The 25,652-nt window shown below is 32.3% G+C and carries 28 protein-coding genes, 1 tRNA gene and 1 pseudogene; 8 read left to right on the top strand and 22 right to left on the bottom strand.

From position 1 onward, the window contains the following. The first annotated feature begins 14 nt into the window (after positions 1-14). Positions 15-1,658 (top strand): DUF4200 domain-containing protein, encoded by a 1,644-nt coding sequence (locus SMGD1_RS01290; protein ID WP_008340408.1) that lies wholly within the window; start codon positions 15-17, stop codon positions 1,656-1,658. Positions 1,659-2,033: 375 nt separating this feature from the next. Here SMGD1_RS01290 and SMGD1_RS01295 read toward each other — a convergent pair whose 3' ends face one another. The 8 genes from SMGD1_RS01295 to SMGD1_RS01325 form a co-directional block, all read right to left on the bottom strand. After that, positions 2,034-2,552: a hypothetical protein gene (locus tag SMGD1_RS01295; RefSeq protein WP_008338605.1), complete on the bottom strand. Its 519-nt coding sequence runs from the start codon at positions 2,550-2,552 to the stop codon at positions 2,034-2,036. Between the two features lie 14 nt (positions 2,553-2,566). Continuing rightward, positions 2,567-2,767 carry a glutathione S-transferase family protein gene (locus SMGD1_RS01300; RefSeq protein WP_008338286.1) on the bottom strand — a complete coding sequence of 67 codons (201 nt, stop codon included), beginning with the start codon at positions 2,765-2,767 and terminating at the stop codon, positions 2,567-2,569. A gap of 190 nt (positions 2,768-2,957) precedes the next feature. Beyond that, positions 2,958-3,455, bottom strand: a complete 498-nt coding sequence (locus tag SMGD1_RS01305; RefSeq protein WP_241761418.1) for a hypothetical protein — start codon at positions 3,453-3,455, stop codon at positions 2,958-2,960. A gap of 7 nt (positions 3,456-3,462) precedes the next feature. Then, positions 3,463-3,648 carry a hypothetical protein gene (locus SMGD1_RS01310; RefSeq protein ID WP_039920195.1) on the bottom strand — a complete coding sequence of 62 codons (186 nt, stop codon included), beginning with the start codon at positions 3,646-3,648 and terminating at the stop codon, positions 3,463-3,465. Positions 3,649-3,724: 76 nt separating this feature from the next. Beyond that, positions 3,725-4,294, bottom strand: coding sequence for a hypothetical protein (locus tag SMGD1_RS01315; RefSeq protein WP_008338201.1), 570 nt, complete (start codon positions 4,292-4,294; stop codon positions 3,725-3,727). Further along, complete coding sequence (locus SMGD1_RS14975; protein ID WP_008340413.1) at positions 4,294-4,416, bottom strand: hypothetical protein; 123 nt, start codon at positions 4,414-4,416, stop codon at positions 4,294-4,296. Before SMGD1_RS14975 ends, SMGD1_RS01315 begins: the two co-directional genes overlap by 1 nt. Further along, positions 4,406-4,888 (bottom strand): hypothetical protein, encoded by a 483-nt coding sequence (locus SMGD1_RS01320; RefSeq protein WP_008340416.1) that lies wholly within the window; start codon positions 4,886-4,888, stop codon positions 4,406-4,408. Before SMGD1_RS01320 ends, SMGD1_RS14975 begins: the two co-directional genes overlap by 11 nt. Positions 4,889-4,936: 48 nt before the next feature. Beyond that, positions 4,937-5,218, bottom strand: coding sequence for a hypothetical protein (locus SMGD1_RS01325; protein WP_008338321.1), 282 nt, complete (start codon positions 5,216-5,218; stop codon positions 4,937-4,939). Positions 5,219-5,326: 108 nt separating this feature from the next. On the opposite strand from SMGD1_RS01325, the gene SMGD1_RS01330 reads away from it, so the two are divergent. The 5 genes and pseudogenes from SMGD1_RS01330 to SMGD1_RS01360 all read left to right on the top strand — a co-directional run bounded on the left by SMGD1_RS01330 (position 5,327) and on the right by SMGD1_RS01360 (position 9,405). Further along, entirely contained in the window at positions 5,327-5,587 is a 261-nt protein-coding gene (locus tag SMGD1_RS01330) for a helix-turn-helix domain-containing protein (protein ID WP_008338334.1), read from the top strand. Between the two features lie 107 nt (positions 5,588-5,694). After that, positions 5,695-6,853, top strand: a pseudogene (locus tag SMGD1_RS14535) (IS3 family transposase). A 463-nt stretch (positions 6,854-7,316) separates the two neighbouring features. Beyond that, positions 7,317-8,009 (top strand): hypothetical protein, encoded by a 693-nt coding sequence (locus SMGD1_RS01350; protein ID WP_008338255.1) that lies wholly within the window; start codon positions 7,317-7,319, stop codon positions 8,007-8,009. A 29-nt stretch (positions 8,010-8,038) separates the two neighbouring features. Next, positions 8,039-8,263, top strand: a complete 225-nt coding sequence (locus SMGD1_RS01355) for a hypothetical protein (protein ID WP_008338597.1) — start codon at positions 8,039-8,041, stop codon at positions 8,261-8,263. A gap of 59 nt (positions 8,264-8,322) precedes the next feature. Further along, positions 8,323-9,405: a tyrosine-type recombinase/integrase gene (locus SMGD1_RS01360; protein ID WP_008338399.1), complete on the top strand. Its 1,083-nt coding sequence runs from the start codon at positions 8,323-8,325 to the stop codon at positions 9,403-9,405. 16 nt (positions 9,406-9,421) lie between these two features. Here the strand turns inward: SMGD1_RS01360 and SMGD1_RS01365 are convergent. The 4 genes from SMGD1_RS01365 to rsmH all read right to left on the bottom strand — a co-directional run bounded on the left by SMGD1_RS01365 (position 9,422) and on the right by rsmH (position 13,870). Continuing rightward, positions 9,422-9,498 (bottom strand) — tRNA-Ile (locus SMGD1_RS01365). A 48-nt stretch (positions 9,499-9,546) separates the two neighbouring features. Then, a complete protein-coding gene (locus tag SMGD1_RS01370; RefSeq protein ID WP_008340420.1) occupies positions 9,547-12,660 on the bottom strand; it encodes an efflux RND transporter permease subunit in 3,114 nt (1,037 codons plus the stop codon). A gap of 18 nt (positions 12,661-12,678) precedes the next feature. Continuing rightward, complete coding sequence (locus SMGD1_RS01375; protein WP_008340066.1) at positions 12,679-12,957, bottom strand: hypothetical protein; 279 nt, start codon at positions 12,955-12,957, stop codon at positions 12,679-12,681. Next, positions 12,947-13,870 (bottom strand): 16S rRNA (cytosine(1402)-N(4))-methyltransferase RsmH, encoded by a 924-nt coding sequence (rsmH, locus tag SMGD1_RS01380; RefSeq protein ID WP_008340109.1) that lies wholly within the window; start codon positions 13,868-13,870, stop codon positions 12,947-12,949. The genes SMGD1_RS01375 and rsmH overlap by 11 nt, the downstream gene beginning before the upstream one ends. Positions 13,871-13,964: 94 nt before the next feature. Between rsmH and SMGD1_RS01385 the strand changes: the two genes are divergently transcribed. Continuing rightward, positions 13,965-15,623 (top strand): response regulator, encoded by a 1,659-nt coding sequence (locus SMGD1_RS01385; RefSeq protein ID WP_008340006.1) that lies wholly within the window; start codon positions 13,965-13,967, stop codon positions 15,621-15,623. Positions 15,624-15,626: 3 nt separating this feature from the next. Here the strand turns inward: SMGD1_RS01385 and SMGD1_RS01390 are convergent, their stop codons facing one another. The 4 genes from SMGD1_RS01390 to SMGD1_RS01405 all read right to left on the bottom strand — a co-directional run bounded on the left by SMGD1_RS01390 (position 15,627) and on the right by SMGD1_RS01405 (position 18,887). Then, positions 15,627-15,929: a metal-sulfur cluster assembly factor gene (locus SMGD1_RS01390; RefSeq protein WP_008340423.1), complete on the bottom strand. Its 303-nt coding sequence runs from the start codon at positions 15,927-15,929 to the stop codon at positions 15,627-15,629. A 23-nt stretch (positions 15,930-15,952) separates the two neighbouring features. Further along, complete coding sequence (locus SMGD1_RS01395) at positions 15,953-17,188, bottom strand: hypothetical protein (RefSeq protein WP_008340013.1); 1,236 nt, start codon at positions 17,186-17,188, stop codon at positions 15,953-15,955. A 9-nt stretch (positions 17,189-17,197) separates the two neighbouring features. Further along, positions 17,198-17,539 carry a hypothetical protein gene (locus SMGD1_RS01400; RefSeq protein ID WP_008339943.1) on the bottom strand — a complete coding sequence of 114 codons (342 nt, stop codon included), beginning with the start codon at positions 17,537-17,539 and terminating at the stop codon, positions 17,198-17,200. A 115-nt stretch (positions 17,540-17,654) separates the two neighbouring features. Continuing rightward, entirely contained in the window at positions 17,655-18,887 is a 1,233-nt protein-coding gene (locus SMGD1_RS01405) for a glutamate-5-semialdehyde dehydrogenase (RefSeq protein WP_008339914.1), read from the bottom strand. Between the two features lie 148 nt (positions 18,888-19,035). Between SMGD1_RS01405 and SMGD1_RS01410 the strand changes: the two genes are divergently transcribed. Continuing rightward, positions 19,036-19,794 carry a pyrroline-5-carboxylate reductase gene (locus SMGD1_RS01410; RefSeq protein ID WP_008340426.1) on the top strand — a complete coding sequence of 253 codons (759 nt, stop codon included), beginning with the start codon at positions 19,036-19,038 and terminating at the stop codon, positions 19,792-19,794. Here SMGD1_RS01410 and thrC read toward each other — a convergent pair. The 6 genes from thrC to trmB all read right to left on the bottom strand — a co-directional run bounded on the left by thrC (position 19,789) and on the right by trmB (position 25,645). Further along, a complete protein-coding gene (thrC, locus tag SMGD1_RS01415; protein WP_008339904.1) occupies positions 19,789-21,258 on the bottom strand; it encodes a threonine synthase in 1,470 nt (489 codons plus the stop codon). The genes SMGD1_RS01410 and thrC overlap by 6 nt on opposite strands. Before the next feature lie 46 nt (positions 21,259-21,304). Next, a complete protein-coding gene (locus SMGD1_RS01420; RefSeq protein WP_008340076.1) occupies positions 21,305-21,676 on the bottom strand; it encodes a hypothetical protein in 372 nt (123 codons plus the stop codon). A gap of 113 nt (positions 21,677-21,789) precedes the next feature. Then, a complete protein-coding gene (locus SMGD1_RS01425; RefSeq protein WP_008340081.1) occupies positions 21,790-23,013 on the bottom strand; it encodes a murein hydrolase activator EnvC family protein in 1,224 nt (407 codons plus the stop codon). Further along, positions 23,010-23,822 carry a hypothetical protein gene (locus SMGD1_RS01430; protein ID WP_008340429.1) on the bottom strand — a complete coding sequence of 271 codons (813 nt, stop codon included), beginning with the start codon at positions 23,820-23,822 and terminating at the stop codon, positions 23,010-23,012. The genes SMGD1_RS01425 and SMGD1_RS01430 overlap by 4 nt, the downstream gene beginning before the upstream one ends. Next, entirely contained in the window at positions 23,809-24,480 is a 672-nt protein-coding gene (locus SMGD1_RS01435; RefSeq protein WP_008340024.1) for a cell division ATP-binding protein FtsE, read from the bottom strand. The genes SMGD1_RS01430 and SMGD1_RS01435 overlap by 14 nt, the downstream gene beginning before the upstream one ends. Then, positions 24,473-25,645, bottom strand: coding sequence for a tRNA (guanosine(46)-N7)-methyltransferase TrmB (trmB, locus tag SMGD1_RS01440; RefSeq protein ID WP_008340086.1), 1,173 nt, complete (start codon positions 25,643-25,645; stop codon positions 24,473-24,475). Before trmB ends, SMGD1_RS01435 begins: the two co-directional genes overlap by 8 nt. Positions 25,646-25,652 lie beyond the last annotated feature (7 nt).

Here is a 25,652-nt window from a genome sequence, read left to right on the forward strand (position 1 = left end):
AAAAGGAATTTGTTTTGAGTAGAGTTGATAGATTTAAAAAAAGAAAGAAAATTAGTGAGAGTACTGCTGTATATATGAGTTCAGATAAAAAATTAGTAGAAGAGTTTTTAAATTCTGATATTAACGAAAAAAAAATGAAACAAATTTATAAGGAATCTAATGAACACTATGATTTTAAATATGATTTCAATGTTTCACAAGATGAAGCAAAAGACTTTTTAATTAAATTTAAAAAGGACTTTAATGATGAGAGGTTTAATCAGCTTATAAATGATTGTAAAAAGGAAGTTATAAATTCTATTGTAACACCATTTGGACTTGGTAAGGTAGTGGCCGCATATGATAAAGCTGGAGGCAATGTTAATACAATCCATAATGCTCGCAACAAAGATTTTGTAGATTCTGATGGTACAGAATATAAGAATGGTCTATATGCAACAGATGAAGCAAAAGAAAATTATGATAGTAGAGGAGATTACAACAGTGATGAATATCATAAAGATAAAAGATTTATAGACATAAATAGAAAGCATTCTGCATCTAAAAAAGATGGAACAGCAACTGACTATATGACTGGGGAAAAAATCAAACAAAATGATAGCCATGATTTAGACCATGTAGTTTCAGGAAAAGAGATCCATGATGATGCTGGAAGAGTTTTAGCTGGTATGGATGGGGCAGAATTAGCTAATACGGACATGAATTTAAAGCCTACAGACAGTAGTATAAATAGGTCAAAAAAAGCTGATTCTATGGAAGACTTTTTAAGTAGAAAAAATGAAAATATTAAAAAGATAAAAGAGTTAAAATCAAAAGATAATTTATCTGAAAAAGAACAAAAAGAATTAACAAAACTTGAAAAGCTTAAAAAGGTTGATGATAAAAAAGCTATTGAAGCAGATAAGAAAGCAAGAGAAGAGCAAGATAGTAAAATAAATAAAGAATATTATACAAGCGGAAAATTTGCTAAAGATACTGCAATAGCAAGTGGAAAAGAAGGTGCTAAAATGGGTATACAACAAGCTTTAGGACTTGTTATTACTGAGTTCTTCACTGCTGTATTTGATGAAATTTTAGATATATACAAAAATGGCTTTACTTATGGCTTTGACGATGATAGATTTTTTATAGTATTAAAAGATAGATTAAAAAAGATAGCAAGCAGAGTAACAAGTAAGTGGAAAGATGTTGCTATTGCTTTTAAAGATGGTTTCATCTCTGGATTTATATCAAATTTAGTAACTACTGTTATTAATATGTTTGTAACAACTGGAAAAAGAGTTGTTAGAATTATAAGGGAAGGACTTTTTTCATTATTTAGAGCTGTTAAGTTACTTACATTTCCACCAGAAGATATGAGTTATGAAGATTCAATGCATGAGGCTAAAAAACTAATTGCTAGTGGATTAATTGTTAGTCTAGGAGTAATAGCAGAAGAGTACATTGACAAACTTATTAGAGGTACTGCAATACTAGAACCTTTTGCCGATGAACTAACTGCTGTATTTGTTGGTGCTATTACTGGTTTATCAATTACTATGGTTGTTTATTATATTGATAAGAAGAAAAATGATAAAGAAATGGTTGATTCTTTAATGAGTGATACAAATCAAAAATTTGATAATTTAGATGTATTATTAAATAGATTAAGATATTAGAACTTTTTGATGCATCACGACAAATCTGCGACCAATTTCATCAAAAACTACAATACACTGATAAAGTAGACCGGCGAGTAATAAAAAATATTGAGTAAAATGATATAAGAATTAGTTATGAAAAATCTCTGTAAGTATCGTAAATAAGGGGATTGTATAAAAAGGTGGTGGACCCTCAGAGATTCGAACTCTGGGAGGTATAACCCTCGCCGGTTTTCAAGACCGGTGGTGGAAAATTTATTTCTTAAAATTACAATCACTGTCTACACTTCTCAACTCCAATCATCAGGTTTTCTTTTATAAAATTATCTTCCTAAAGTTTCCATTTTTCTTCTTTACTGATCTTACATTCTTGATTACTCATGTGTATCTCCATTAAATTGATTTTATATATTTATTTTTATGCTTACGTTTTGGTTTAAAGATATCAATTATAAATCCTAAAATCAAAAAACTCATAAAAGCATATATAGCTATCAGTCCCATATTAAGAAAAGTGTTATCGACAAACCATCTGTCAAAATCTAAAAAGAATTTAATTGTTTCAACTATCATTTTATTGACTTGATGAAGCATAAAGTTATCTATACGCGTATCTAAAAACATCACGAAGCCTATCGTAAAGAGGTATATATATACTTTTGTTTTTAGCTTGTCTATATCCATATCAAACATTCTAAGAACTGCTTTATATACAAAAAAGTTAATAACCATTCCAATAATTATCGATAGTTTATGTATGTCACTATTAGTAGTTAACTCTTTAGACCATTCATAACCGATAACTCCTCCAGGCAATAGTGGAAACAGTATTATCATTGCCATTAAAAAATAGAAAATTATTACACTGGCTATAATCGAATCTAAAAGACTTCCTTCATTACTATCACTCATCTTTCTCTCCTTATTTACAATATACGATCTACAAAATCGTTTAGTTTTGAATATTTATCATTATCAATTGCTATTGCTAAAAACCAACAAAAGCTAGTCATAAATACTCCATACACCAATACATCAATTAGTGTTGGCACCTTCTCAAATAAAAATTTATTTGACTCTACGAATTCAGAATATTTAATAGATATAATCAAATCTTGAAGCGACATTCTTAATCCTTTATATCGCTATATTAATGAGCTAGCATGCTCAAATATTTTAAATCCATAATCAATAATTTCCATACTGCCAACCGTCACAAAAAACACCTCTTTATTCATAATTAACTTCATCTTCTCTCCTTGTTTCTGCAATATGATATTTAAAAATCAACAAACTTCCAAGCGTTTTTTCGCTTAATTAAATAGTTATAAATTTAGTCTCTAATTCAATAAACGAAATGTTACTCGCAGAGTACTTTCCATCATTTAGTTCTCTGCAAATTATTATAGAATCTTTGCCTATTGCCTCGGAAATGTAACGTGTATTAGTTTTTATATCAAAGTAGTTTCTGATATCATTTTCTGGGATTATTGCAAAGATGCAAGATGCTAAAGTCTCTTTAGATTTCTCATTAAATGGAGCTAGTAAAAAAAGATCTATCTCTTGTTCATCTTCAAGCTCTTTAAGTAGTTTTATCGGAAACTCAACATCAGCTCCAAACTGAAGTATCTTAGACATAACATAATCAACAAACTTATTTGCAGCGTCTTTGATATCAGCTTCATTGTCGAAAAAACTATAACTATGCTTGCCCTCTATTTCAAACTGTACATAGGTACCAGTCTCTTTATTATAGTATATGAGGTTTGTCATTTGTATCTGAAGATCTGTCGTTTGTACATTAATAATTGTCATTTGAATCTTACGATTCTTGTTTATTTAATAGCTTTTCTTCACGCTCAGCTTTGCCTGTAGCAAGTAAAGCACCAATTAACAGAGTAATTGAAAGAACCATATAAAAAGCATTACAATTACCAATCACACAATTGACAACTTCACTTACAAATAGGCCCGTAGATATGAAGAGTAATGCGTACATAAATTTCACCAAATTAATTCCTTTTTCTTCCAGTTGTATTTCTGTTTAGATGTTATGAATAATTAGTGAAATAGTCAAGTAAATTTTAAAACTTTTTAGGATTCAGTTCGCTGAGCAGTTTAGAATTTAATACATCATCTGCATTAAAAGTTATATTGTCTGCTCTATCTTCGTTGTGCATCTGTACTTCTATGATAATTTTAGAGTGTTTCATCGTACCAGAACCAATAACAGGATCACTCCACTTAAAAGTTGCTTCTTCACACTTTGTCTTCTCTGAGAAATCTCGTGCTAGTATAGGTGCAACAAAGAAGCTTCCTTCTCCTGTATCACAAGCGCTATAAGCATCTTCTAGAGTTACAACTTTTCTCTCTTTATATTGCTCGATTAAAGAGCTAGGAGCACTAATGCTAAAATACTTATATCCTGCTCTTTTAGTTGCTGTAGCTGCTGAAGCAAAAGCATACTTATAGTTTAGTCTTGTGACTCTGCCAATATCGTATGTAGTCATAGGAATTGCATCTTGATCTACAGTTATTTTAAGAACTGAGGCTTCAGACTTTGATGGAGTTACTAGTGTGCTATATGATGTACCGCACCCTGAAAATAATATTCCTGCAACAAGTGCAGAAACTAATAATTTTACAGTACTCATTACCATGACTCTCTTTCACCTGCTACGAAGTTCTTAGGGTCTAAGCCTTCAACAATCTCCGAGTTCAGCACATCTTCTGCATTAAAGGTTAAGTGGTCTTTTCTATCATCATTATGATACATAACTACAAATTCCGCATGAGCATGCACAACTGAGCCACCAAATAGAGTGGCATTTTGTGTTCCTAGAACTATAGATTGAATTGTTTTGCTTTTCCATCCAAGGTCTATTAGACCAAGCTGTATTAAAACTTCCATCACCACCGTCACACGCATCGTATGCATCTTGCACAGTCTCTACTTTTCTATCTTTATACTGTGCAATAAGTGGGTCAGGAGTAACAATACTGAAATATTTATACCCTGCATTTTTAGTAGCTGTTGCAGCAATAGCGAAAGCGTATCTGTAGTTCTTTCTTAGAACATTGCCAGAGTTTAATGGCCCCATTGACGTTGAGTCTTGGTTAGCTATTATGCTAACAGCATTGCCTTTTAGAGGCGTAGCAAATGTGTAGTAGTTTGTTCCACATCCTGAGAAGAGTAATCCTACACTGAGCGCTAGTAGTGTTGCCTGTATTGTTGTTTTGATATTCATATTTTTTCATCCTTTTGTTTTAAAGAAATATATAGAGAGTAGAATAACTTATCTTCTCCCTGCTAAATTATTAACATTTGTTTTTTTCATTAAAACAACCGCACAGGTGTAACGATCGTTTGTAATCCAAGTACTTCTTCCGCCTTTAATATGCAAAGTCCAAATATTTCCTTGGTTAGTTACATTTACTATGTTTGTGTCTTTTGCCCATTCTTGAGGAGATAAGCTATTTGTGCACTTTTGGGTTGATGGATTAAACCACAGCCATTCTGCCAAAAGAGGAGTTGATGATAATCCAATAATTACCAGATATAACATTACTTTTTTCATTTTTCATTCCTTTTTTAAGTCTATATTTTAATTAAACTAACTATAGTTAGTTGTCACAGAATACTGTCATATATATACTTATAGTTAGTTTAACCATAGGTGTATATAATGAATGACTGTAAAATTACTGATGATGATATGAAACAGATTTATAAGCAGATAGGCTTAAATGTTAAAAACATTAGAAAATCAAAAAAGGTATCCCAGCTTGCACTGTCGTTAGCAATTGGACATAAGGCTGTAGGAACAATATCTATGGCAGAATTATGTATTAACAACAAACATTTTAATATTGAGCACTTGGTGAAAATTGCTAATGTACTTAATGTTGATGTTGAAGATTTTTTCAAAGATATACAAAAAGAATAATCACTGACAATATAGCCTGGAATGTCCCCAATAAACTAGACAAACTTTAATTCAGTGATTTAGATAAAATAATGTCAAAGCATTATGAGATTTAATAGGATTAAAAAATGGCAAGAGTAGTTTATAGTGAAGAGTTCAGAATAGAAGCGGTGAAACAAGTTACAAAAAATGGTTATAGCATAACTGATACAGCAGATAGACTGGGAGTTCATCCTGACTCACTGAGAAACTGGATAAAAAGATTAGAATCTCCTCAAGCAATACAAAAACATAAAATATTAGATGAATCTCAGGTTGAGATAAAGAAACTCCAAAAAGAGCTCAAAAGAGTTACAGAAGAGAGGGACATACTAAAAAAGGCCGCGGTGTACTTTGCAAGCCACACAAACTAAAATATGCTTTTATAAAAGTATATAGTGAAGTTTATGCGGTTCATAGACTTTGCAAAGTTATGCAAGTACACCGTAGCGGATATTATCAGTGGCTAAATCAGCCTATCTCAGATAGAGAACTTGAAAATAAAGAATTGTTAATACAGATTAAAGATGCATTCAAAGCATCAAATAGTGTTTATGGTCACAGGAATATTCATAAAGACCTTAAAGAGTTAGGTATTCATGTAAATAAAAAGCGAGTAGCTAGACTCATGAGTGAAGCTAAACTCTATGGTGTAGGCACTTATAAACGCAAGCCATATAGCAAACCTGGTCCAGCTCATAAAGCTTACCCTAACTCTATCTCCACCAGTGTTTTATATCAGCTAAGCCTAATGACACATGGGTAAGTGATATTACATACATCAGAACAAAAGAAGGATGGATGTTTTTAGCTACTGTGATAGATTTATATAGTAGAAAGATTATAGGCTGGGCAACAGGTCATCGTCAAACCACACCATTAATAATAAAGGCTCTTAAAATGGCAATTACTCGACTTGGTAAGTCAGATAAAGTGATTCTTCACTCAGATCAAGGAAGTCAATATAGCTCTTATGATTATAAAAAAGTTGCTAAAGAGCATAATATTACTCTTAGTATGAGTCGAAGAGGTAATTGTTATGATAATGCTGTTGCAGAGAGCTTCTTCAAAACGCTTAAAAAAGAGCTTGTCAGAAAACAGATATTTATAACTAGAGAAATCGCAGCATCAAAAATATTTGAATATATAGAAATGTTCTACAACTCAAAAAGAAGACATAGTTATTTAGATTATATTTCACCAAATGAATTTGAAAAAAGGTATAATTTAGAGTCTTTAAAAAAGTAGGTTTTTACTGGTTTAGTAATTGTCTAGTTTATAGGGGACATTCCAGATTGTATCTCATATACTTATATTAAAAAACTCTTTATCTATTAAGTGTTTTTTTGAAATAAACTTTGTTAAATTCTTCCTCTAATCCATATAACATTCATCCAATTATTTTTTTTCATTTTCGACAAAAGCACAATCTGTTTTGTCAAAAAAAGCATCCTTAAAAATAAAAAATATCAGACTATAAATACAGAAATACCGCCAACAAGCCCATAATATATGGCTTTATCGCAGATATACACTGTTGAATCATCAACAACCTAATATAAAAATATATACTTTTTTAAAGGTTAAATTAATATTTAAAACTTCATACTAGAGCTAGTTGAAAACTTAATATGTCATTTTTCTAGTTTTTATTGAGAAAAGACAGAATAAATATATATTAAAATTACAACATAAAATTTGAGGAGAAAAGTTGAAAAGCATCGAAGAAAGTTATCGCGGATATGAGTATGAAAAAGAGTTAGATATAGGTGGTTTGTTGAGTACAAAAATTAAGATGTTTTACTTCTTTACTTTTCTACTAGAAGAGTTAAAAGAAGTAGATGAAGACATGATGGATGGTAAAATCAACATGCTACCTTGTGTGTTCTACGATGGAAAGAAAGTTGATAATATCGTATTTGATTATAATTTTCTTGTTCAAACTACAGGTAGATACATCAAACAAAACAACCTAGGGAATGCTGAGAATTTCATAGATTCATTCAGAGCAGAACTAGTAGCTAAAGACAATATAACTAGAGCTAAGAAGTCACTTTTTACGCATACAATCTTTGAGCAAATGTGGAATTGTGCATATATAAATGGTGGAAATCAGAGAAAAAAAGACTTGTCATATTCTTCACAGACAGTTTATAGAAATGACAAAACTGCTGTTCAATTTGCTGCTGTTCCTTTATCAATAAGAGAGTTAACAGTGATTGTCGGAGACCCAGATTTGATAGATGGGCTAGTAAAATTGTCTAAAGTTAGTAATGCAATTCAAGTTGCTTTTGGAAATTCCAAAACAAGTAAAGATCCGATTGGCTGTACTAATTATTGGAAGAAGAATGATGACGGATTCAAGAAGAAATTCTTTTTAAATAGTGCCGATTTGACTTTATAAGTTATGAATTCCTAACAAAGGTCATATTAGTGCAAGTATATAAATCAACATCATCACTATGTGAAATATATGAAGTTGGAAGAGACTTTTTTCAAAGAAGAATTCAAAGTGAAGAGTTCATTTTAAATGAGCATTATATAAAACAAGCAAACACTATTAGATGGGATTTTGAAGCTATTGAAAAGTGGTGGAGAGGCTCAAGCTTATCATCAGATGAACTGAATGATATCTTTAATAAAATCCTACCAGATTGAAATATTACCTAAAAGGATGTACCATATCAAAGTTATCTGCGGTTGCCAAAAGGAAAACTATGGCAACTATACGTTCTAGAAATAGTGTCTTATATCTTGATTATTATTATGAATCGAAAAGGATTCAAAGAAGTACTGGATTTAAAGATACTAAGGCAAATCGTAAGATGCTGGAAAAAGAAATAATTCCAGAACTTATGAAAAAAATATATCTTGGTGATTTGAAAAAACCTGATTCTAAAAAGTTTGCTCATTACCATAAGAAGTTTTTAAAACTTCACGAAAGCGATAAAAGCTTTCACAACAGGATAGGTGTTTACAATAGAGTAAACGAGTTCTTTGGAAATATGTTTGTATCAGATATAAAGGTTCTCACTGTAAAAGAGTACCTCTCATCACTAAACCTTAGAAATAGTAGTAAAAAAGATTATCTTGGATGTGTTAGAGGTACTCTTGATATTGCACTTGACGATGAAGAGATAGATAGAAATGTAGCTTTTGGTATTAGGTTTAAAAGAGAAGCTAAAGCTCCTATACAACCTTTTTCTATTGATGAAGTCACATTAATGCTTGAAAAGTCAGAAGGTATGTTTAGAAACTACATAGGTATATCATTAAATAGTGGTTTGAGAAGTGGTGAAGTATTAGGACTCATGCATAGTGATATCTTAGAAGATAGAATATGTGTAAGGCGTTCTGTATCTCAAGGTCGTGTCACATCACCAAAGACACTTGGAAGTGTCAGAGATATTCCAATGCTTGAAGCTCTTAGACCATACCTAGAGAGCCAAAAGAAGTTAAGTGAATCACTTTACCTATTTGACTTTGATAAGACGTTTATAAAGGACGCTTCATTCTTTAAAAGAAGATGGCATCAACTAGTAAAAGATTGTAATATGGAGTATAGAAAACTTTATACGACAAGACATACTTTTATAACTGCGATGTTAAATAGTGGAAAGTTTAAAATAATGGAAATTGCAGCCATTGTCGGACACACTTCACCAGAGATGATTGTTAAAAACTATGCAGGTTTTATAAAAGATAATCACTTGAAAATCGATACAAATGTAGAGCTCTTTAAAAATAGCTGTTGCAATACCGTGACAGTTAAAAAAATGAGTGATTTGAAAAACGCTTGAAAGTTCGGTGTGTAAGTGGTGGGTCCTGCGTGATTCGAACACGCGACCACTCCGTTATGAGCGGAGGGCTCTAACCAACTGAGCTAAAGACCCACTGTTTGTAGGGCGCAATTATAGTCAAAATATTCTTATATATTTCTTTTATTGCACCCTATCTTTGATTTTAAATACAACTGCATAAAGTAAAGGTACGTAAATCAAGTTAAGTACTGTTGCCCAAGCGATTCCAAAGCCTAAAGAAATTGCCATTGGTTGAAGTATCATAGCCTGTCCAGATGCAAAGAAGATAAGCGTAGAAAGCCCAAGAACTGTCGTTAAAGACGTAAGGAGAATAGGTCTTAGCCTTGTCCCTGCCCTCTTCATCAACTCCTCTGTATCATCTGCATGTTTGATGAAGTTCACCACAATAAGCCCATCATTTACAACAACCCCTGCAAGTCCAACTATTCCTATCATTCCAGGCATCGTAAGATTTATACCCATTACCCAGTGTCCAAAATATACACCAAGCAAGACAAGAGGAATAGTGCTGATAACTATAAGCGATTTTTTTATGGAGTCAAACAGCCAAACCAGAGTGATAAAAATCAAAAAGATAGCAATTATTGCAGACTGCATCATCTCTCTTTTGTTTTTAGCGTTCTCTTTTTCTTCACCTTTTATGTCTATCTTGTATCCATCTTTTCTAAGCTTAAGAAATGCAGGTTCTAGTTCTTTCATAGCTTCAGAAGAAGTTATTACTTTTTTATTTAGAGTTGCCAGAACTGTTCTTATTCTAGTTCCGTCTTCTTTTTTAAGTGCTACAAAGCCTTGAATCATTATAAACTCACAAACATCACTTAGAGCTACATAGTTATCAGTTCCTGGAACTTGAACCTCTATGTTATCTATAGAGCTTATTTTTTTGTTTATACCACTCTCTATCTTTATACGAACAAGCCCTTCATCGTTAAACATCTTTCCATACTCACCTTTTAGGTAGTACGATCTAAGTTCATTGGATATAACCTCTTCATTAAAGCCAAGTTGCTGTCCATACTCATTTACACGGAGCTTTAGTTCTTTCTCTCCAGGATTTGCGTCATCTGAGACATTACTTACACCTTCTATCTTTTCAAGTGTACTTCCAAGATACTTAACACCTTTTAAAATATCTTTTTCACTCTTTCCGCTTAGACTTAGTTCTATATCAGATGCAACAACACCAGCTCCAGGAACTTTAACAACAAGTTCTTCATAAACTAAATTTTCACCATCTTTGAGTTTTTTAAATGGCTCTATGATCTTTTTTAGAACTTTAGCTATATCTTCCGCATTTTTCTGTCTGGTAAGGGCCTCTGCATTGTACTCTATAGAAAGATAAGGACTTATGTAAGTATCAAAAACATTAGTAGGCGCACGCTCTTTTAAATCAATGAATATATGGAAAAAATTATCTCCTGTCTCAACCATATTCTTAGCATCCATCTTAAATCCAATAACAGAAGTAATAGAAGAGAAATCTGATTTATTTGTATTTTCTAAAAGCTTTTTTTCTAATTCTGTTACTATCTTCTCTGTATCTTCAAGCTCGCTATTTACGTTAACTGTGCCATATACATATATTTGAGTGTTATCAAAGTCTGGAAATAGCTGAAACTTTGAGTTTTTAATAAACACAAATGTCAAAGCGAGAATCGATACAACTATAACGATAAGTGAAATCCACTTTGCTCTAAAAACAAAGTGAAGTGCTTTACTATGCCAAGAACCAAATCTCTTCCAAAGCCTTTTTGTAAAGCTTTCATCATGTGAGACTTTTAAAAAATCATGTGCATGAAGAGGTAAAAAATAAAATGCCTCAAAAAGTGAAGAGAGAAGTAGCACGGTTATCATGATAGGGATTATTTTTATAAACATTCCCATCTCACCAGTAAGTAGTAGCATAGGTAAAAATGCAAAAACAGTAGTCAGAGTTGCAGTTAATACAGCTGGAAACATCTCAGTAGCACCAACTATACAGGCTTCCCTTCTTTCCATGCCCTCTTCTAGATGACGATAAATGTTTTCAGCAACAACTATAGCCTCATCCACAAGCATTCCTAGAGCTATAAGAGCACCAAGAAGTGAGAGCATATTCAGAGAATCTCCCATCAGTTCTGTAGTTATCAGACCTATCATAAAACTAACAGGAATTCCAATAGCAACAACAATAGCAATACCGCGGTTAATAAAGATAAGCATCGCTAAAAATACAAGCATCAGTCCAAAAACTATGTTTGCAAAAACAGTATTTAGACGATTCTTAATCCAGATAGAAGTATCTGTATATATTTCATACTGTACTTCTTCACTCTTATTTGTTTTGTTTTTTAGTATCTCGCGTATCTGCTTAACTAAAGAAATTGCATTTCCATCTTTTGACTTTGTAACGTTTATAGATACATTTCTAGCGCCATTGTAGTGAGAGAGTTCAGACTCATCACTCAGTTTAAACTCTATATCTGCTATATCACCGATACGGACTCTGGCAGCTCCAACACTGATAATAGTATTTTCAATACTCTCTTTATTTTTTTCTCCATTAAAAGTAGATATATATAGATGCTTACCTCTCTCTTTTATAGTTCCTATTGGAAAGATTGAGCTTATATTTCTTAGAGATGCTACTGCGAGAGAAGGGTTTAGTCCAAAGGCTAAAAGCTTCTGCTCGTTTAGAGTTATAACTAACTCATCATCAGCATCTCCACGAATAGTGATATCACTAAGATCCTTTAACTGACTCAACTCACTCTTTAAATCTTCTGCAAGATTAAGCAGTTCTTTTTTACTTTTATCTCCAGCTAAAGCAATTAGGACAAGAGGAAAGTTATGCAGTTGAATTTTTGCGATTGGCTCTGCCATATCAGCCGGAAGATCTTTTTTTACACTGCTGACTATGTCTTTTACATCACTCAGGACTGTTATATTGTCAGAACCAGTTTTTATATCACTGGTGATTGAGAAAGAACCATTTTTAATAGTAGTTTTTATGTTGTCAAGTTCATCTATATTTTGAATATCATCTTCTATGCTCTTTACAACCATCTTATCAAGAACATCAGCAGATGTCCCGGAGTAACCACCGCTAATGATGATTTTATCCATATTCATAGGTGGAAATATCTCTTTGGGAATATTTATATATGCAAAAATAGAGAGCAAAACTATAAAAGTTAAAAGTATATGGTTTAAGAGTGGTTTATCTATTGCAAACTCTAAAAAGCGACGGATCATTGTTGTCCTTAGTTTATATTAGAAAAGTGTATCAAGAATTTGATTTTTAAATCGGATAGATTCAACAGATTCGTTTATTAGTATATTTTCTTCTACAAGAGTATCATATTCACCTTTTAATTTTGAGATATCTCTACTTTTAAAATATATTTGCTGTTGTATATATATTTTTGGAAATAGAGCTAAACTTACAAAACTCATAAGAAGTAGTATAAAAACAAGATAGCTAAAGTCAAGTCTTTTCTTTTTATTTAAAACCTGATCTACTTCATCAAGGAGTTCGTGCTTATCGCTCATAGTGGAACACTCTCATTTTTGCACTTCTACTTCTTGGGTTTTCTTTTAACTCATCATCTTGCGCAGTTATTGGCTTTTTACTCAAAATACGACCCAAAGAATTATCTCTAGAACATGTGCACCTCATGGCTTCATCTGGGCAGATACAGTTTTTAGTCCACTTAGTGTAAGTCTGTTTTACTATTCTGTCTTCTAGCGAATGAAAAGAAATGACAGCAACCGTTGCATCTGTGAACTGTGAATCTTCAATACTTTGAAGAAGTGACTTTAACTCTCCAAGCTCATCATTTACTTCTATGCGAATAGCCTGCATCAAAAGTGTTGCAGGATGAATCTTTTTTCCGTGAGGCATCAGATGCTTAGTTCTTTCACTTAACTCTTTTGCAGATGTAAATGGCCGAGAGTTTACTATGGCAGATGCTATCTTTTTGTAGTTTCTAAGCTCGCCGTACTCCAGTAAAATATTTTCAAGCTCAGAGTTAGAGTACTCATTTACAACATTCTTTGCACTAAGTGGTGCGTCTTTATCCATTCTCATATCCAGATTCTCACTCTCGTATGAGAAACCTCTATCTTTTTGGTCAAGCTGAAGTGAGGATACACCTATATCTGCCAAAACACCTCTTATTTTATCAACTCCATATTCAGCAATTATATCTTTTATGACAGATGAGAAACGACCTTTTCTGATGCTTACCCTATCTCCAAACTCTTCTAAGCGTTTTGTAGAAAAGTCTATTGCAGTTTGGTCTTGATCAATTGCAATTAGTTCAATATTTGGATTTGATTCTAGTATCATAGAAGAGTGACCTCCATATCCCATTGTACAGTCAATAATAATTCCGTTTTTTATATCTTTAAAAGTATCTACTACTTCGCGGTATAGAACAGGAATATGTGGGATATTTTGCAAAAGAAGCCTTTTTTTATATTAAACAGATTATACATTAACTTTGTAAATTTTAATTTTTAATAGTGTATTATAAACAAAAAAAAGGCCCCTAGGCATGAAAATAATCTTTTTACTATCTTTAATATACACTTTTATTTTAGCAAACCAGACTCAGATTGTTTTAGGTACTTTTACAACTGAATCAATTGCTAATGAAACACAAAACGACGTAAATAAGATTATAAACAAAGATACAAAATTTCAAAATTTCATAGATATGAACTCACTTAAAACTGTTTCTAAAAAACATGGAAAATATTTTATAGTAACTATAGAGCCATTTAACGATATCGTAACTACTCATTCTGTATTAAATAGAATCAAAAAAACTAAATACAAAGATGCTTATATACTAAAAATTTTTTCTCAAAAAACTCTTAAAAAAGAGAAAACAGAAACTATAATTATTCCTGAACCAGAGATAATTGATGATCCACTTTTAATGCCAGAACCTGACATAAAAAGCATAAAAGTAGCATCATTGACACAAAAAAGTGATATAAATGCTGAAAAAGAGAAAAAAAAAGATATAGTAATAAAAGAAAAGGTTAGTAAAAGACCAACTAAGGAACTCAATGTGTTAGAAACTTACTTTAATGAAATAATTGCAGCTATTGCGATATTAATTTTAATAGTAGTCTATTTTATGATTAAAAAGTCTCAACAGAAACAAAAAGATGACTTTGAAGACTCAACACCTGTACTCAACAAAAAAGAAGTTAAAAAAGAAGTTGTAAAGGAAGTGTCTGTTGTTGAGGCTGCACAAGAGCCAGAACCTATTGTAATGCAAGAAATAGTAGAAGCAATAAACTTCAAGGCTCTAAGTGGAGAAGAAGAAGGAAGCTTTGGAGTTGAAGAGTCTATAACACAAGTACAAGAGATAAAAATCACTCCTAAACCTAAAAGAACAAAGAGAGATGTACCGCCTCATTCAAAAATAACTAAAGAAAATTTCAAAGAGTTTGCAGGCCAAAAAATACTTGTTGCTGAAGACAATATCATAAACCAAAAAGTAATTTCTGGTCTTTTAGCAGACTCTGGGATAGAAGTAACTATAGCAGATGATGGACAGTTTTTACTAGAAATTTTAGAAAAAGATTCTGACTTTAACTTTATCCTTATGGATGCTCATATGCCTAGAGTTGATGGGTTTGAGGCAACTAGAAGAATAAGAAAAAATCCAAATTATGATCATATAATCATAATAGCGCTAAGCGGTGATACAGCGCCTGACGATGTTAGAAAGATGAGTGAAGCAGGTATGGAAGAGCATCTTGAAAAACCACTTAAAATAGAAGCTATGTATAATATTTTATACGCATACAATGACTCTACGCAAATAATTCCTGATGAGTTTGTTGAGATTGTTATAACCAAAGAATTAGACACAGACAAAGGTCTAAACATCTGTGGTGATGACGTAGAGTTTTATCATGAAATTCTAAATGAATTTGTAAGTACATACTCAGAATCTCCTGCAAAACTCCAAGAATTTATCAACCACAATGAAATGCAAAAAGCAGACCGTTACTTACTTGACCTTAGCGGTATAACTGCGAATATTGGAGCTAACAATATTAGTAAAATAGCTTCAGGTCTAAAAGAAGCTATTGTGAACCATGAAGATAAAAAATATATTGAACTTATTAAAGAGTATACGAAATCTCTTTACGATCTTCTAGAGGATATTAAAAAATATAAAAACAGAGAATAGTTCCTAAGCTCCGCCAAGAGCTTTTTTTACATTATCATCTGCCATCGTTATATTCCACGCTGGCTCCCAAACTAACTCTACTTCAACATTTTTTATATTTGCCATTTTCTCTACTGATTCTTTTACCCACTGAAGTATCATCTGATGCATAGGACATGCTTTTGTTGACAGTGTCATAGTTACATGAGCATTGCCTTCATCATCACACTTAGCGTCATATATAAGCCCCATCTCTACAAGGTTAAACCCAACTTCTGGATCTATTACTGTTGAGATTGCTAAAAATAGTTCTTCTTTTGAATACATCATTATTTTTTTCCTTAATTTTATTACTTGAAATTTATCATATAAAACACATTTCTTACAAGTGCTGATGCACCAACAACTAAAAACGAGGCACCAGCTTTCATAAGAGTATCATCTTGTAAAAGAATAGCTACGGCTATTATACTCACCCCTACAGCACAAAACACAAACTGAGCATGAGAACTCTTTTTAGGAAGCATATCTGCTAGCATCGGTACTTTTTCTTTCCCTACAAGTGGTGAGAAACGCTCAAACCACACAAGAAATGGAACTATTTTATATATGTGCCCAGTTATTGCAAAGCCAAAAAAACCAAAGAAGATAAGCCAACCGCTAGCCAGTAGTAACGGCTCATAAGAAGAAGCAAGATATGCAACACCTAAGCCTAAAGCTACTAGCATAGAAAAATATGCATAGATGAGTGAGATGGCATATATATCTAACTCTTTTCTAGCTCTTGTTTTAAAAATAGTATATACAAGATAAAAGTAAAATACCATAGATGCTAATGCCAAAGTATAAGCTGTATACTCTATAAGAGCATATTTTACAAATGAAGATATCACGACTAGCACTACAGAGGTGCTCATAAGTGTTATAGAAACTTCTAAAGGCCTCATGGAAAAACCATGTGATAAGCCGAACATAGGCAATAGTACAACAGACAATCCCATAAGAGTTATAGCGATATAACCACCTATTACTAAATATACATGTGAACGAAGAAGTGACATAATATCTACTTCAATTGTACCTGCATATCCAAGAGCCATTACAAGGCCAAAGATAATCCCAAAAAACAAAAATGTATTTGAAATGAGTACACTGCCCATAACAATATTTAGCTTCTTTACCTTTTTTATAGTTGAGAATATCTCCATAACAAATATCATCATGGATATCAAAACCACAGTGCCACCGTATGGAAGCAGAGCAGGAAAACCTAAAAATCCTACTACCATTAGAATTGTTCCAATGCCAAGAAGCGGCCAGATAACATAAAAAAGCTCAACTGCAGAATGTCCTACTTCCAGAACAACTGGGATTAACTGTGCCATAGCACCAAAAATTACCATCATTACAAAACCGAGTAAGAATAAATGCACAAAGCTCAATACTTTTGGATCTTGCAATAATAGATTATCAGAAGTAAAAAAGAATATAAATACAGATGCTAGTAGGTAAAACAGACTCCCCAAAATGAAAAATGGAGAGATAAGTTTAAATGGAGGCGCAAAATCTTGCGAGATAGAAAACATTTTACTCTTTTAGTGACAAGCTGTTTGAGTTAAATCAGAATCAACACCTGAATTTACATTTGTAAATGTGATTTTAACTAAACCGCCATCCATATTTTCAACAGTGTGAGCTATATCAGCTTCAAGTTTAGCAAATAGTCCTCCAGGTGATTTAAAATTAATCATTACAAGAGTATTGTTCGTATTTTTGATAAGTCTTAAGCCACTCATGGCATTTACCATTGGATCTGGTGGTCCACATTTTGATGAATCAAAGTAATAAGTGCTTACTCCATCTTTCGCTAATTCAAAAAAATCTACAGTTGCACCAGCTACTTCTATTTTATTCGCTTCTATTGGTATCAATGACATATAAAACCCTTTTATTTTTAATTATATGTCTATTGTAATCTAGATTTATCCATTCAGCATTGATATGTATCAACAATCACTATATATTATTTATTTAGTCAAATATTGTCACTTTTTATCTGATTTGACCACTTCCATAAATTTTAAATTTATATGTAGTAAGTCCTTCTATTCCCATTGGTCCACGTGCATGAAGTTTATTTGTACTGATCCCAACTTCTGCACCAAAACCAAAAGCTCCGCCATCAGTAAAGCGTGTTGAAGCATTTACATAAACACACGCTGAATCTATGGCATTTAAAAACTTCTCTGCTGTTGTAATATCCTCAGTTATGATAGATTCAGAGTGCCCTGAACCAAATCTTATAATATGCTCGATTGCACCTTCTACACCATCAACAACTTTTATATTTAAAATATTTGCCAAATATTCTGTGTCATAGTCTTTATCATTTGCATGCTTTACTTCAATGATAGCTTGAGTCTCTAAACAGCCCTTTAGTTCTGTATGAGCCTTGTCAAACTCTTTTTTCAACTGAGGTAGAGCAAGAGATGAAATAGCACGGTCTACTAAAAGTGTCTCCATAGCATTACAAACACCTGGTCTTTGAACTTTTGCATTTATAGCTATTGCAATTGCGTTGTCAAGTTTTGCATCTTTGTCTATATATGTATGACACTGACCTTTATCATGCTTAACCACACTTACAGTTGCATTTTCACTCACATACTTTATAAGACCTGCTCCACCACGAGGTATAATAAGGTCAACATATTTATCCATCTTGATAAGTTTAGCAACACCCTCTCTTGAAGAATCTTCTAAAAGTGATACTAAAGATGTAGGCAAATCATTTTTAGCTAATACACCTTGAAGAACTTTTGCAATTGCTCTATTTGAATTTTCTGCTTCTTTTCCACCTTTGAGCACACATACATTAGAGCTTTTAAAACATAATGCTGCTGTATCACTTGTTACATTTGGACGAGACTCATATATAATGCCAATTACTCCAATAGGAATACTGACCTTCTCTATTTTAAGTCCATCTTCCGTAACCCAACCATCAAGTACACGACCAACAGGCTCTTTTAGTGCGGCTATCTCTTCTATTGCTACAGCCATTGCATCTATTCTGCTCTCATCTAATAATAGTCTATCTTTTAAAGCCGATGTCAACTTGTTTTTATGAGCATCACTCATATCTACTGCATTAGCTTCCAATAGCTCAGAAGACTTGCTTCTAAGAGCCCCAGCCATCTCTTTTAAGATTCTATTTTTGTCGCTCCCACTGATAGCAGATAAAATTCTACTTCCACTCTTTGCTTCTTCTAAAAATTTTTCCATTTAACACTCCGTCATTCTCGGGCCGGACCCGGGGAATCTAATAATAATGCTATACTATCATAAAAATATTAACTTTAGTCGTCTTAGCGACGCAAGCAAAGATAAAGGGACTTGTTCCTTTTTCGAAATAATACAATTAAGGAATATTATGAAAACTATCACTTTTATCGGAAATGGGAACATGGCACTCAGCATTGCTAAAGGTTTAAAAGAGAACTATAAAATAGAAGTAGTTGGTAGAAGTCTTGAAAAACTTGAAAAATTCGAAGAGAGTCTTGGCATAAAAATAGATAAATATATACTTGAAGACTTTGATTTAAGTGATAAAACAATCTTACTTTGTGTAAAGCCTGCGAATGTTGAGGAAGTATCTTCTAAAATAAAAGGTAGAGCTAGAGTTATATATTCGGTATTAGCCGGTACAAGCGTCTCAAAACTAAGACAAAACCTAAATCCACATGCAGTTGTGAGAACGATGCCAAATTTGGCTGCAAGTGTTAATAAGTCTATGACTACTCTAACTGGCGACATAGAGTTCAAAGCAGAGGCCCAAGAGCTTTTAGGAGCTATTGGAGTTACAAGATGGCTAGCAAACGAAAAAGAGATAGATATAGCTACAGGGCTTGCTGGAAGTGGCCCAGCATACCTAGCACTAATAGCTGAAGCACTAACAGATGGTGCGGTAAAGCAAGGTCTAAAAAGAGATGATGCTATGGCTATCATGAGAGGTCTTTTTAGCGGTTTTGGAGAGTTGATTCAAGAAATACATCCAGCACTTTTAAAAGACGGTGTAATGAGCCCAGGGGGAACAACAGCTGCCGGTTACGGAGCTTTAGAAGATGGGAATGTCAGAAGTGCTTGTATGGATGCGATTGAAAAAGCTTATAAAAGAGCACTAGAGTTATAAAAACTTTAGTATCTCTTTTTCTATATCTTCTTTTTCTATAACAGAATCATGAACTATTTTTTTGTTAAATAACTCATTTATCATAGATGGTATTTCTACATTTGCTGTTTTAGAGATAGACTCTAAAGCTACTATATCTTGTGTATCTTCTTCACCAGTCAGAGCATTTGCGATTACAGGAGAAAATTTTGTCCACTCTGCAGTTGAGTAAATGATTGTTGGTATATCTTTAGTTGCACATGACTCATAAGCTTTAAAACATGTTGCAGTGTGAGGATCCATCAAGTAACCGTTATTAAAAGTATCTTTTATATACATTTTACCTTCATCATCACTACAAAAATCAGCTACAAATATCTCTTGCAGTTGAATAAGTTCTTGAGAAGTCAATGTGTATATTTTTTTTGTATCAAGGTCATGCATTAGTTCTCTTGTTCTATCAGCTCCATATAGTCCATAAAGAACACGTTCAACATTGGAAGACTTTAAAATATCCATAGCAGGAGAAGTTGTTAAAACAAGTTCTTGGTCACGCATATCATACACACCAGTTTGTATAAGACGAGTTAGGATATTGTTCTCATTTGAAGCAATTATCAACTTTTCAACTGGAAGTCCCATAAGCATTGCATAATAACCACCTAGTACATTTCCAAAGTTTCCACTTGGCACGTTCAGATAAACTTTTTCTCCAATTTTAACCGCATCTTGTCTTACTAACTCTAAGTAGTTATGAATATGATAAATAATTTGGAAAATAATTCTTCCAAAGTTTACTGAGTTAGCAGCTGAAAGTGAAATATTTTTTTCATTTAGAGCTTCTTCAAAACTTGGAGATGAGAGAAGGTTTTTAAGAGCGCTCTGAGCATCATCAAAGTTACCCTTAATTCCTATAATTTTTAAGTTAGCAGCATCTTCCGTAACCATTTGAAGTCTCTGAACATCAGAAGTTCCATTTGCCGGATACATACAAACTACTTGAATATTTTTTTGATTTTTAAAAGTCTCTAATGCAGCCGGGCCTGTATCTCCGCTTGTTGCTGCTAAAATTAAATAGTTTTCGTCTCTTTTTTGAGCTACAGATGAAAGAATTTTACCAAACGGCTGAAGTGCCATATCTTTAAACGCACGAGTTGGTCCATGATATAGTTCACTTACATACAGCTTATCTTTTATTTTCACAACAGGCACAGGATTTGAAGCGTCATCAAACTTATCATATAAATTTAAAGCTTCATCAATAACACTCTGATCAATATCTATTTCAAAACGACTCAGTAGATCTGATGCTAACTCTTTGTATGAAGAGTTTAGATGTTTATTTAAAAACACTTCCCCTAATTCTGGTAACGTTTCTGGCACATAAAGACCACCAAAAGAAGCAATTGGGCTTAGTATTGCTTGGGAAAAAGTAACACTTGCCGGTTTGTTCTCATCACATCCACGAGTTTGAATAAAGTTCATATTTTTCTCTACTTAATTTTTTTGAAATTATATCTAAAAAATATCTCTAATCAGAATCTCCGTCATGCTTGAGAAACATTACAAATATACTAATGAGTAATAAGGTCGCTGTTATTTCATACCCTATAGCCCATACTATAAAGAATGCTGATACATCTAGTAATTTAAAATTAGCAAAATCAGCCCCGGCTATTGTGAAAAATAAAAAAATTGTGCCAACAAGGTATGGAATACCAACGATATAAAAAGTATATATTAGTGGCTCTAGGCCTTCAGGAACATAAAGATAATCTTTAAAATTTACTTCTTGTTTAGTAAAACTAGTAGGTTTTTTCTTTTTTGGAGATTTTTTCTTTTGCTCTGCACGGAGTATCTGATTATAGTAAATCATATTGTGCTGGTCGTTTTCAAACTCCATAACAGGCTCTCTTTCAATAAAATTATTAATTATTAATTTTTATTTTTTATTATATTACACTATCATAACTAAAAAATTATTAATCTTTTTTTAACTTATTATATCACTTTTTCTTATTGAAAGAGTCTTATTGGATTAATGTGGTAAGATTTTTGAGTTACCTCAAATATTAGCTCATTACTTACCCTGCCAATCGTATAACCTTTTTTAATTTTCATACCCTTTTTAATATTTGGTGATATTTGAGAAAGATTTGCATAAATTGTATGAAGACCATTCGTATGTTCTACAATTACTATATTATCAAGAACTGCAGTTTTATCAGCATATATAACTTTACCGTTAAATACAGTCTTAACTTTTGTATTTTCACTATCTGGCTTTAATGAAATAGATTCATTGAATACTTTTATTCCATAAATAGGATCAGTATACGTTCCATATCTTTTAGTTATTGTATAAGGATCAAATGGCGCAATTGTCTTATCTCCAACGTACTCTTTTGTTTTTACGTCTTGATAACTACTGCCATGTCTTTTAACTTTTGGAAGACTACTGTCTGAGACTATTTTTTGGGAATCAAATGCTTTTCTTCTCTCTTCTTGCTCTTTAGCTTTGTTAAGTTCATCCACTTTTATTATGTTCAATTTAGCTAGTGTCTTTTTAAGAGCATCTTGTTTTTCAAGAAGTTTTTTTAACTCTATTTTATATGAATTTTTTGCTATTTCAAGCTTTTTTAAAGCCAAAATATTCTTTTTTTGAGTGTTTAGTAAGTCTTTTCTTTTAGTATCTATATTTGCAATTTCAACTTCTAAAAAACTTGCATGAGTATTTAAAACATCAATATTTTTAGAGTTATCATAAAATTTTCTATTTAACTCATCAACCTTTTTCTTTGAATTGTCCAACATAACTTTGAGGACTTCAAACTCTACTAGTGATTCTTCACTTGCAGCTATTTCTTCTTCTAAAATAATTGATAAAGATACACTCTGCGCTATTGTAAATACAAGTTCTTCTTCCAATTTTTCTTGTGTAGATTTTAAGTCATTTTGAACTTTTTTAAGATCTTTTAGCTGAATAGTATTTTCGTTATGGCTACTCTCTTTTTCACTAAGTTCTTTTTTAAGAGAATCTAAGTGCTTTTGTTGAATATCTATTTCTCTTTTTTGTTTTAAAATTGCGTTTGCTGTCTCTTCCATCTTCTTATTTATGTTTAAATAACTCTGCGAAAAAGAGTTGAGTTTAGTGCTAGTCTGCTTTATATTTGCATCTACACTACTGTTTGCCAGTAAATATCCAAATGCTAAATTAAAAATTAAAAATAGACGAATCATACCTCTTCTTTGTGTCCTAAGACTATTAGAGACGCAAGTAAAATCGATAATACTATTGCCGCGCCAAAAAGAAGTGCTGAGTCATTTATAATATCGTATATGACTACATCAATACCTATATTAGTAAATTGTTCTTTAACCCATATAGATGATGATATATACACAAATAAACCAAATGCTAAAAAGCTTGCAATTATTGCATCAACAATTGCAAGTCTAAAAAGTACAGCTGAACGCAGCCAAACAGGCGCACCAAATAATCCCATAATACTCATGCGCTCACTATGCTTAAACTGCCAAATACGCAACTCTTTAAAGATAAGAAGTGTTGTGACTACAAATACTACTATTGCAAACAGCGAGACTACATTTTTAAATAGCAGTAATAGCTTATAGGTTGTGTCATGATTATGAGAAAAATCTTCAACTTTTGTGATTGATTTATTATTTAATAAATCTTTTCTCAAGTTTTTAATCTGCTTTGGACTTGGATAATGCGTAAGGTTTAACTTATAAAATTTTGGAAGAGTTAATTTTAAAAGTTCTACATTTTTTGCATTGATGTCACTGTTTAATCTCTTTATAACACTATCTACAGATAATTCACTTGAACTTGAAATAATATTATTAATTCCCAAGATTATTTCGTTATCTAATTTTTTTTGACTAACAACAATCACAGAATAATTGTTAGATAAGTTCTCTTTGTAGGCTTCTATAGATCTATCAACTATAATAAATATCTGTATTGAAAAAAGTATACTTAAAAGTGCTACAACTAAAGAGAGGTGATTTTTAAACGACTTCATGCACACTCCCATACTCAATGTTAAAGTGCTTATATGCCACATTCATATTACGAGGAATATTGTGAGTTACAACAATTACAGTAGTTTTAAGTTGCTCATTTGCACCTTCAAGAAGGTTCCAAATAAGTTGTGAAGAGTAGTCATCCAAGTTACCTGTAGGCTCATCAGCTAGAATCAGTATGGGGTTGTGTGCCAAAGCTCTAGCCATTGCAACCCTTTGCTGTTCACCACCACTAAGCTCTAGTGGATATTTTCCAGCTTGATGTTTTAGTCTAACATGCTTTAAAAGAGAGTCAACCTGATTTTGAGTTACACCCTTCTCATAGCCATTTATAATAAGAGGAAGCATAATATTTTTTTCAATAGTCCACTCTTTTACAAGCTTATAGTCTTGAAAAACTATACCTACATGTCTTCTTAAAAAGTTTAATTTAGCACTTGTTACACCCCTAAGTTCCACACCGCCTACAATTAGACTACCTTGTTTAGGTTTTAAGGCACCATAAAGAGATTTCAAAAGAGTTGATTTTCCACTACCGCTGGCACCAGTTATAAATATAAAACTGCCAGAATCAATAGAAAAATTCGCTTTATTGATGATTGTCTCACTATTAGAATATGATAGTGATAAATCTTGTGCCATTATTACCTTATCCATTAAATACCTCGTCTAAGTATTTATGTGCCAAGAGATTACTTATTGATTTTAATGGAAGAGTTGGATAGTAAGAGGCTTTTTTGTCTTTTACTAAAACATATAGATGCTCAGGTCTGTCAAAACTTCCTAATGATATACGAAGCATCACTCCATCATCTAGCTTATAAACTCTTTCAAAGTGGATAAATCCACCATCAAATCTTTGTGTAACACAATGAAGTTCTATAAGTTTTTCATCTGATAAACCAACTTTTGAAAACTCAAAAGTACCTTCTATACTAAGTTTATCAGACTCTTCTTCATTTATCATAGTTACATCATATATATTTTTCTCCATCTTTTTCCATCTATCTTCATACTTGGAACTTACGGCAATATCTTTGTTCTTGTTTATATTAAGAATAGTTTTATGAAAGTTTATAAAAGTCTCATAAGAATAAGCATAGTAGTTTTCACTATCTGTACGAAGTTCTAGTCGTCCATCAACTTTTAAAACTCTTCTTGACTCTTCTATAAATGAAGTAGAAATAACTCTGCGATGTGGCTTTTTATCCCATGGTACTGGAAAATGCACATAAATTTTCCCTACTATATTTGAAGGAACCAACTCCATAAATAGTCTAGCATCATAATCCAAAACCAGTAAATTCTCTATGTTTTGAATACTTACTTGTTTTAAGACTTGCTCAATAGAAGGTCTATGAATCTCAATACCTATAAATAAAATATCAGGATTTTGCGTAGCTTGATGTATTAGATGACGACCTGAACCAAAACCTACTTCGATTCTTATCTCAGATGCTTGTGGAAAACTATCTGCGAAATAACTAATATGCTTAAGAGCTGTTGCTTCTTCTAGGTGAATATTCTTTTGTTTTTGGGGAACATTTGAAGAGATGACGTTTAAGTCAGCCAAATCTGCATAAGCTAAAAGTGCTCTATGAACATTATGTATAGATGCTGGTCTTGTTAACTTATCAGTCTTTAAAAGGTTTTTATTTTCTTCTGCTTTTACTAGTAGAAAAAAATCATCCTCTTCTACACTAACGGAGATAAGCGTCTCATCACTATGTTTTGCATTTCTTGCAATAAAGTTAAATGAAACTTCATTGTTTTTTTGAGGAAAGTTTATCTCTTTAAACTCTTCAATATGTAAGTGTGGCATTTATCCC

Origin of the sequence: Sulfurimonas gotlandica GD1, assembly GCF_000242915.1 — a bacterium.
GTDB classification, from domain to species: Bacteria; Campylobacterota; Campylobacteria; order Campylobacterales; family Sulfurimonadaceae; genus Sulfurimonas; species Sulfurimonas gotlandica.

Bases quoted from the DNA above. Each gene is read 5' to 3' on its own strand.
- SMGD1_RS01295 (WP_008338605.1), bottom strand. From the start codon at position 2,552: ATGAGTGATAGTAATGAAGGAAGTCTTTTAGATTCGATTATAGCCAGT.
- SMGD1_RS01300 (WP_008338286.1), bottom strand. From the start codon at position 2,767: ATGTCGCTTCAAGATTTGATTATATCTATTAAATATTCTGAATTCGTA.
- SMGD1_RS01305 (WP_241761418.1), bottom strand. From the start codon at position 3,455: ATGACAATTATTAATGTACAAACGACAGATCTTCAGATACAAATGACA.
- SMGD1_RS01315 (WP_008338201.1), bottom strand. From the start codon at position 4,294: ATGAGTACTGTAAAATTATTAGTTTCTGCACTTGTTGCAGGAATATTA.
- SMGD1_RS14975 (WP_008340413.1), bottom strand. From the start codon at position 4,416: ATGTATCATAATGATGATAGAAAAGACCACTTAACCTTTAATGCAGAA.
- SMGD1_RS01320 (WP_008340416.1), bottom strand. From the start codon at position 4,888: ATGAATATCAAAACAACAATACAGGCAACACTACTAGCGCTCAGTGTA.
- SMGD1_RS01325 (WP_008338321.1), bottom strand. From the start codon at position 5,218: ATGAAAAAAGTAATGTTATATCTGGTAATTATTGGATTATCATCAACT.
- SMGD1_RS01330 (WP_008338334.1), top strand. From the start codon at position 5,327: ATGAATGACTGTAAAATTACTGATGATGATATGAAACAGATTTATAAG.
- SMGD1_RS01360 (WP_008338399.1), top strand. From the start codon at position 8,323: ATGGCAACTATACGTTCTAGAAATAGTGTCTTATATCTTGATTATTAT.
- SMGD1_RS01370 (WP_008340420.1), bottom strand. From the start codon at position 12,660: ATGATCCGTCGCTTTTTAGAGTTTGCAATAGATAAACCACTCTTAAAC.
- SMGD1_RS01375 (WP_008340066.1), bottom strand. From the start codon at position 12,957: ATGAGCGATAAGCACGAACTCCTTGATGAAGTAGATCAGGTTTTAAAT.
- SMGD1_RS01385 (WP_008340006.1), top strand. From the start codon at position 13,965: ATGAAAATAATCTTTTTACTATCTTTAATATACACTTTTATTTTAGCA.
- SMGD1_RS01390 (WP_008340423.1), bottom strand. From the start codon at position 15,929: ATGTATTCAAAAGAAGAACTATTTTTAGCAATCTCAACAGTAATAGAT.
- SMGD1_RS01395 (WP_008340013.1), bottom strand. From the start codon at position 17,188: ATGTTTTCTATCTCGCAAGATTTTGCGCCTCCATTTAAACTTATCTCT.
- SMGD1_RS01400 (WP_008339943.1), bottom strand. From the start codon at position 17,539: ATGTCATTGATACCAATAGAAGCGAATAAAATAGAAGTAGCTGGTGCA.
- SMGD1_RS01405 (WP_008339914.1), bottom strand. From the start codon at position 18,887: ATGGAAAAATTTTTAGAAGAAGCAAAGAGTGGAAGTAGAATTTTATCT.
- SMGD1_RS01410 (WP_008340426.1), top strand. From the start codon at position 19,036: ATGAAAACTATCACTTTTATCGGAAATGGGAACATGGCACTCAGCATT.
- thrC (WP_008339904.1), bottom strand. From the start codon at position 21,258: ATGAACTTTATTCAAACTCGTGGATGTGATGAGAACAAACCGGCAAGT.
- SMGD1_RS01420 (WP_008340076.1), bottom strand. From the start codon at position 21,676: ATGGAGTTTGAAAACGACCAGCACAATATGATTTACTATAATCAGATA.
- SMGD1_RS01425 (WP_008340081.1), bottom strand. From the start codon at position 23,013: ATGATTCGTCTATTTTTAATTTTTAATTTAGCATTTGGATATTTACTG.
- SMGD1_RS01430 (WP_008340429.1), bottom strand. From the start codon at position 23,822: ATGAAGTCGTTTAAAAATCACCTCTCTTTAGTTGTAGCACTTTTAAGT.
- SMGD1_RS01435 (WP_008340024.1), bottom strand. From the start codon at position 24,480: ATGGATAAGGTAATAATGGCACAAGATTTATCACTATCATATTCTAAT.
- trmB (WP_008340086.1), bottom strand. From the start codon at position 25,645: ATGCCACACTTACATATTGAAGAGTTTAAAGAGATAAACTTTCCTCAA.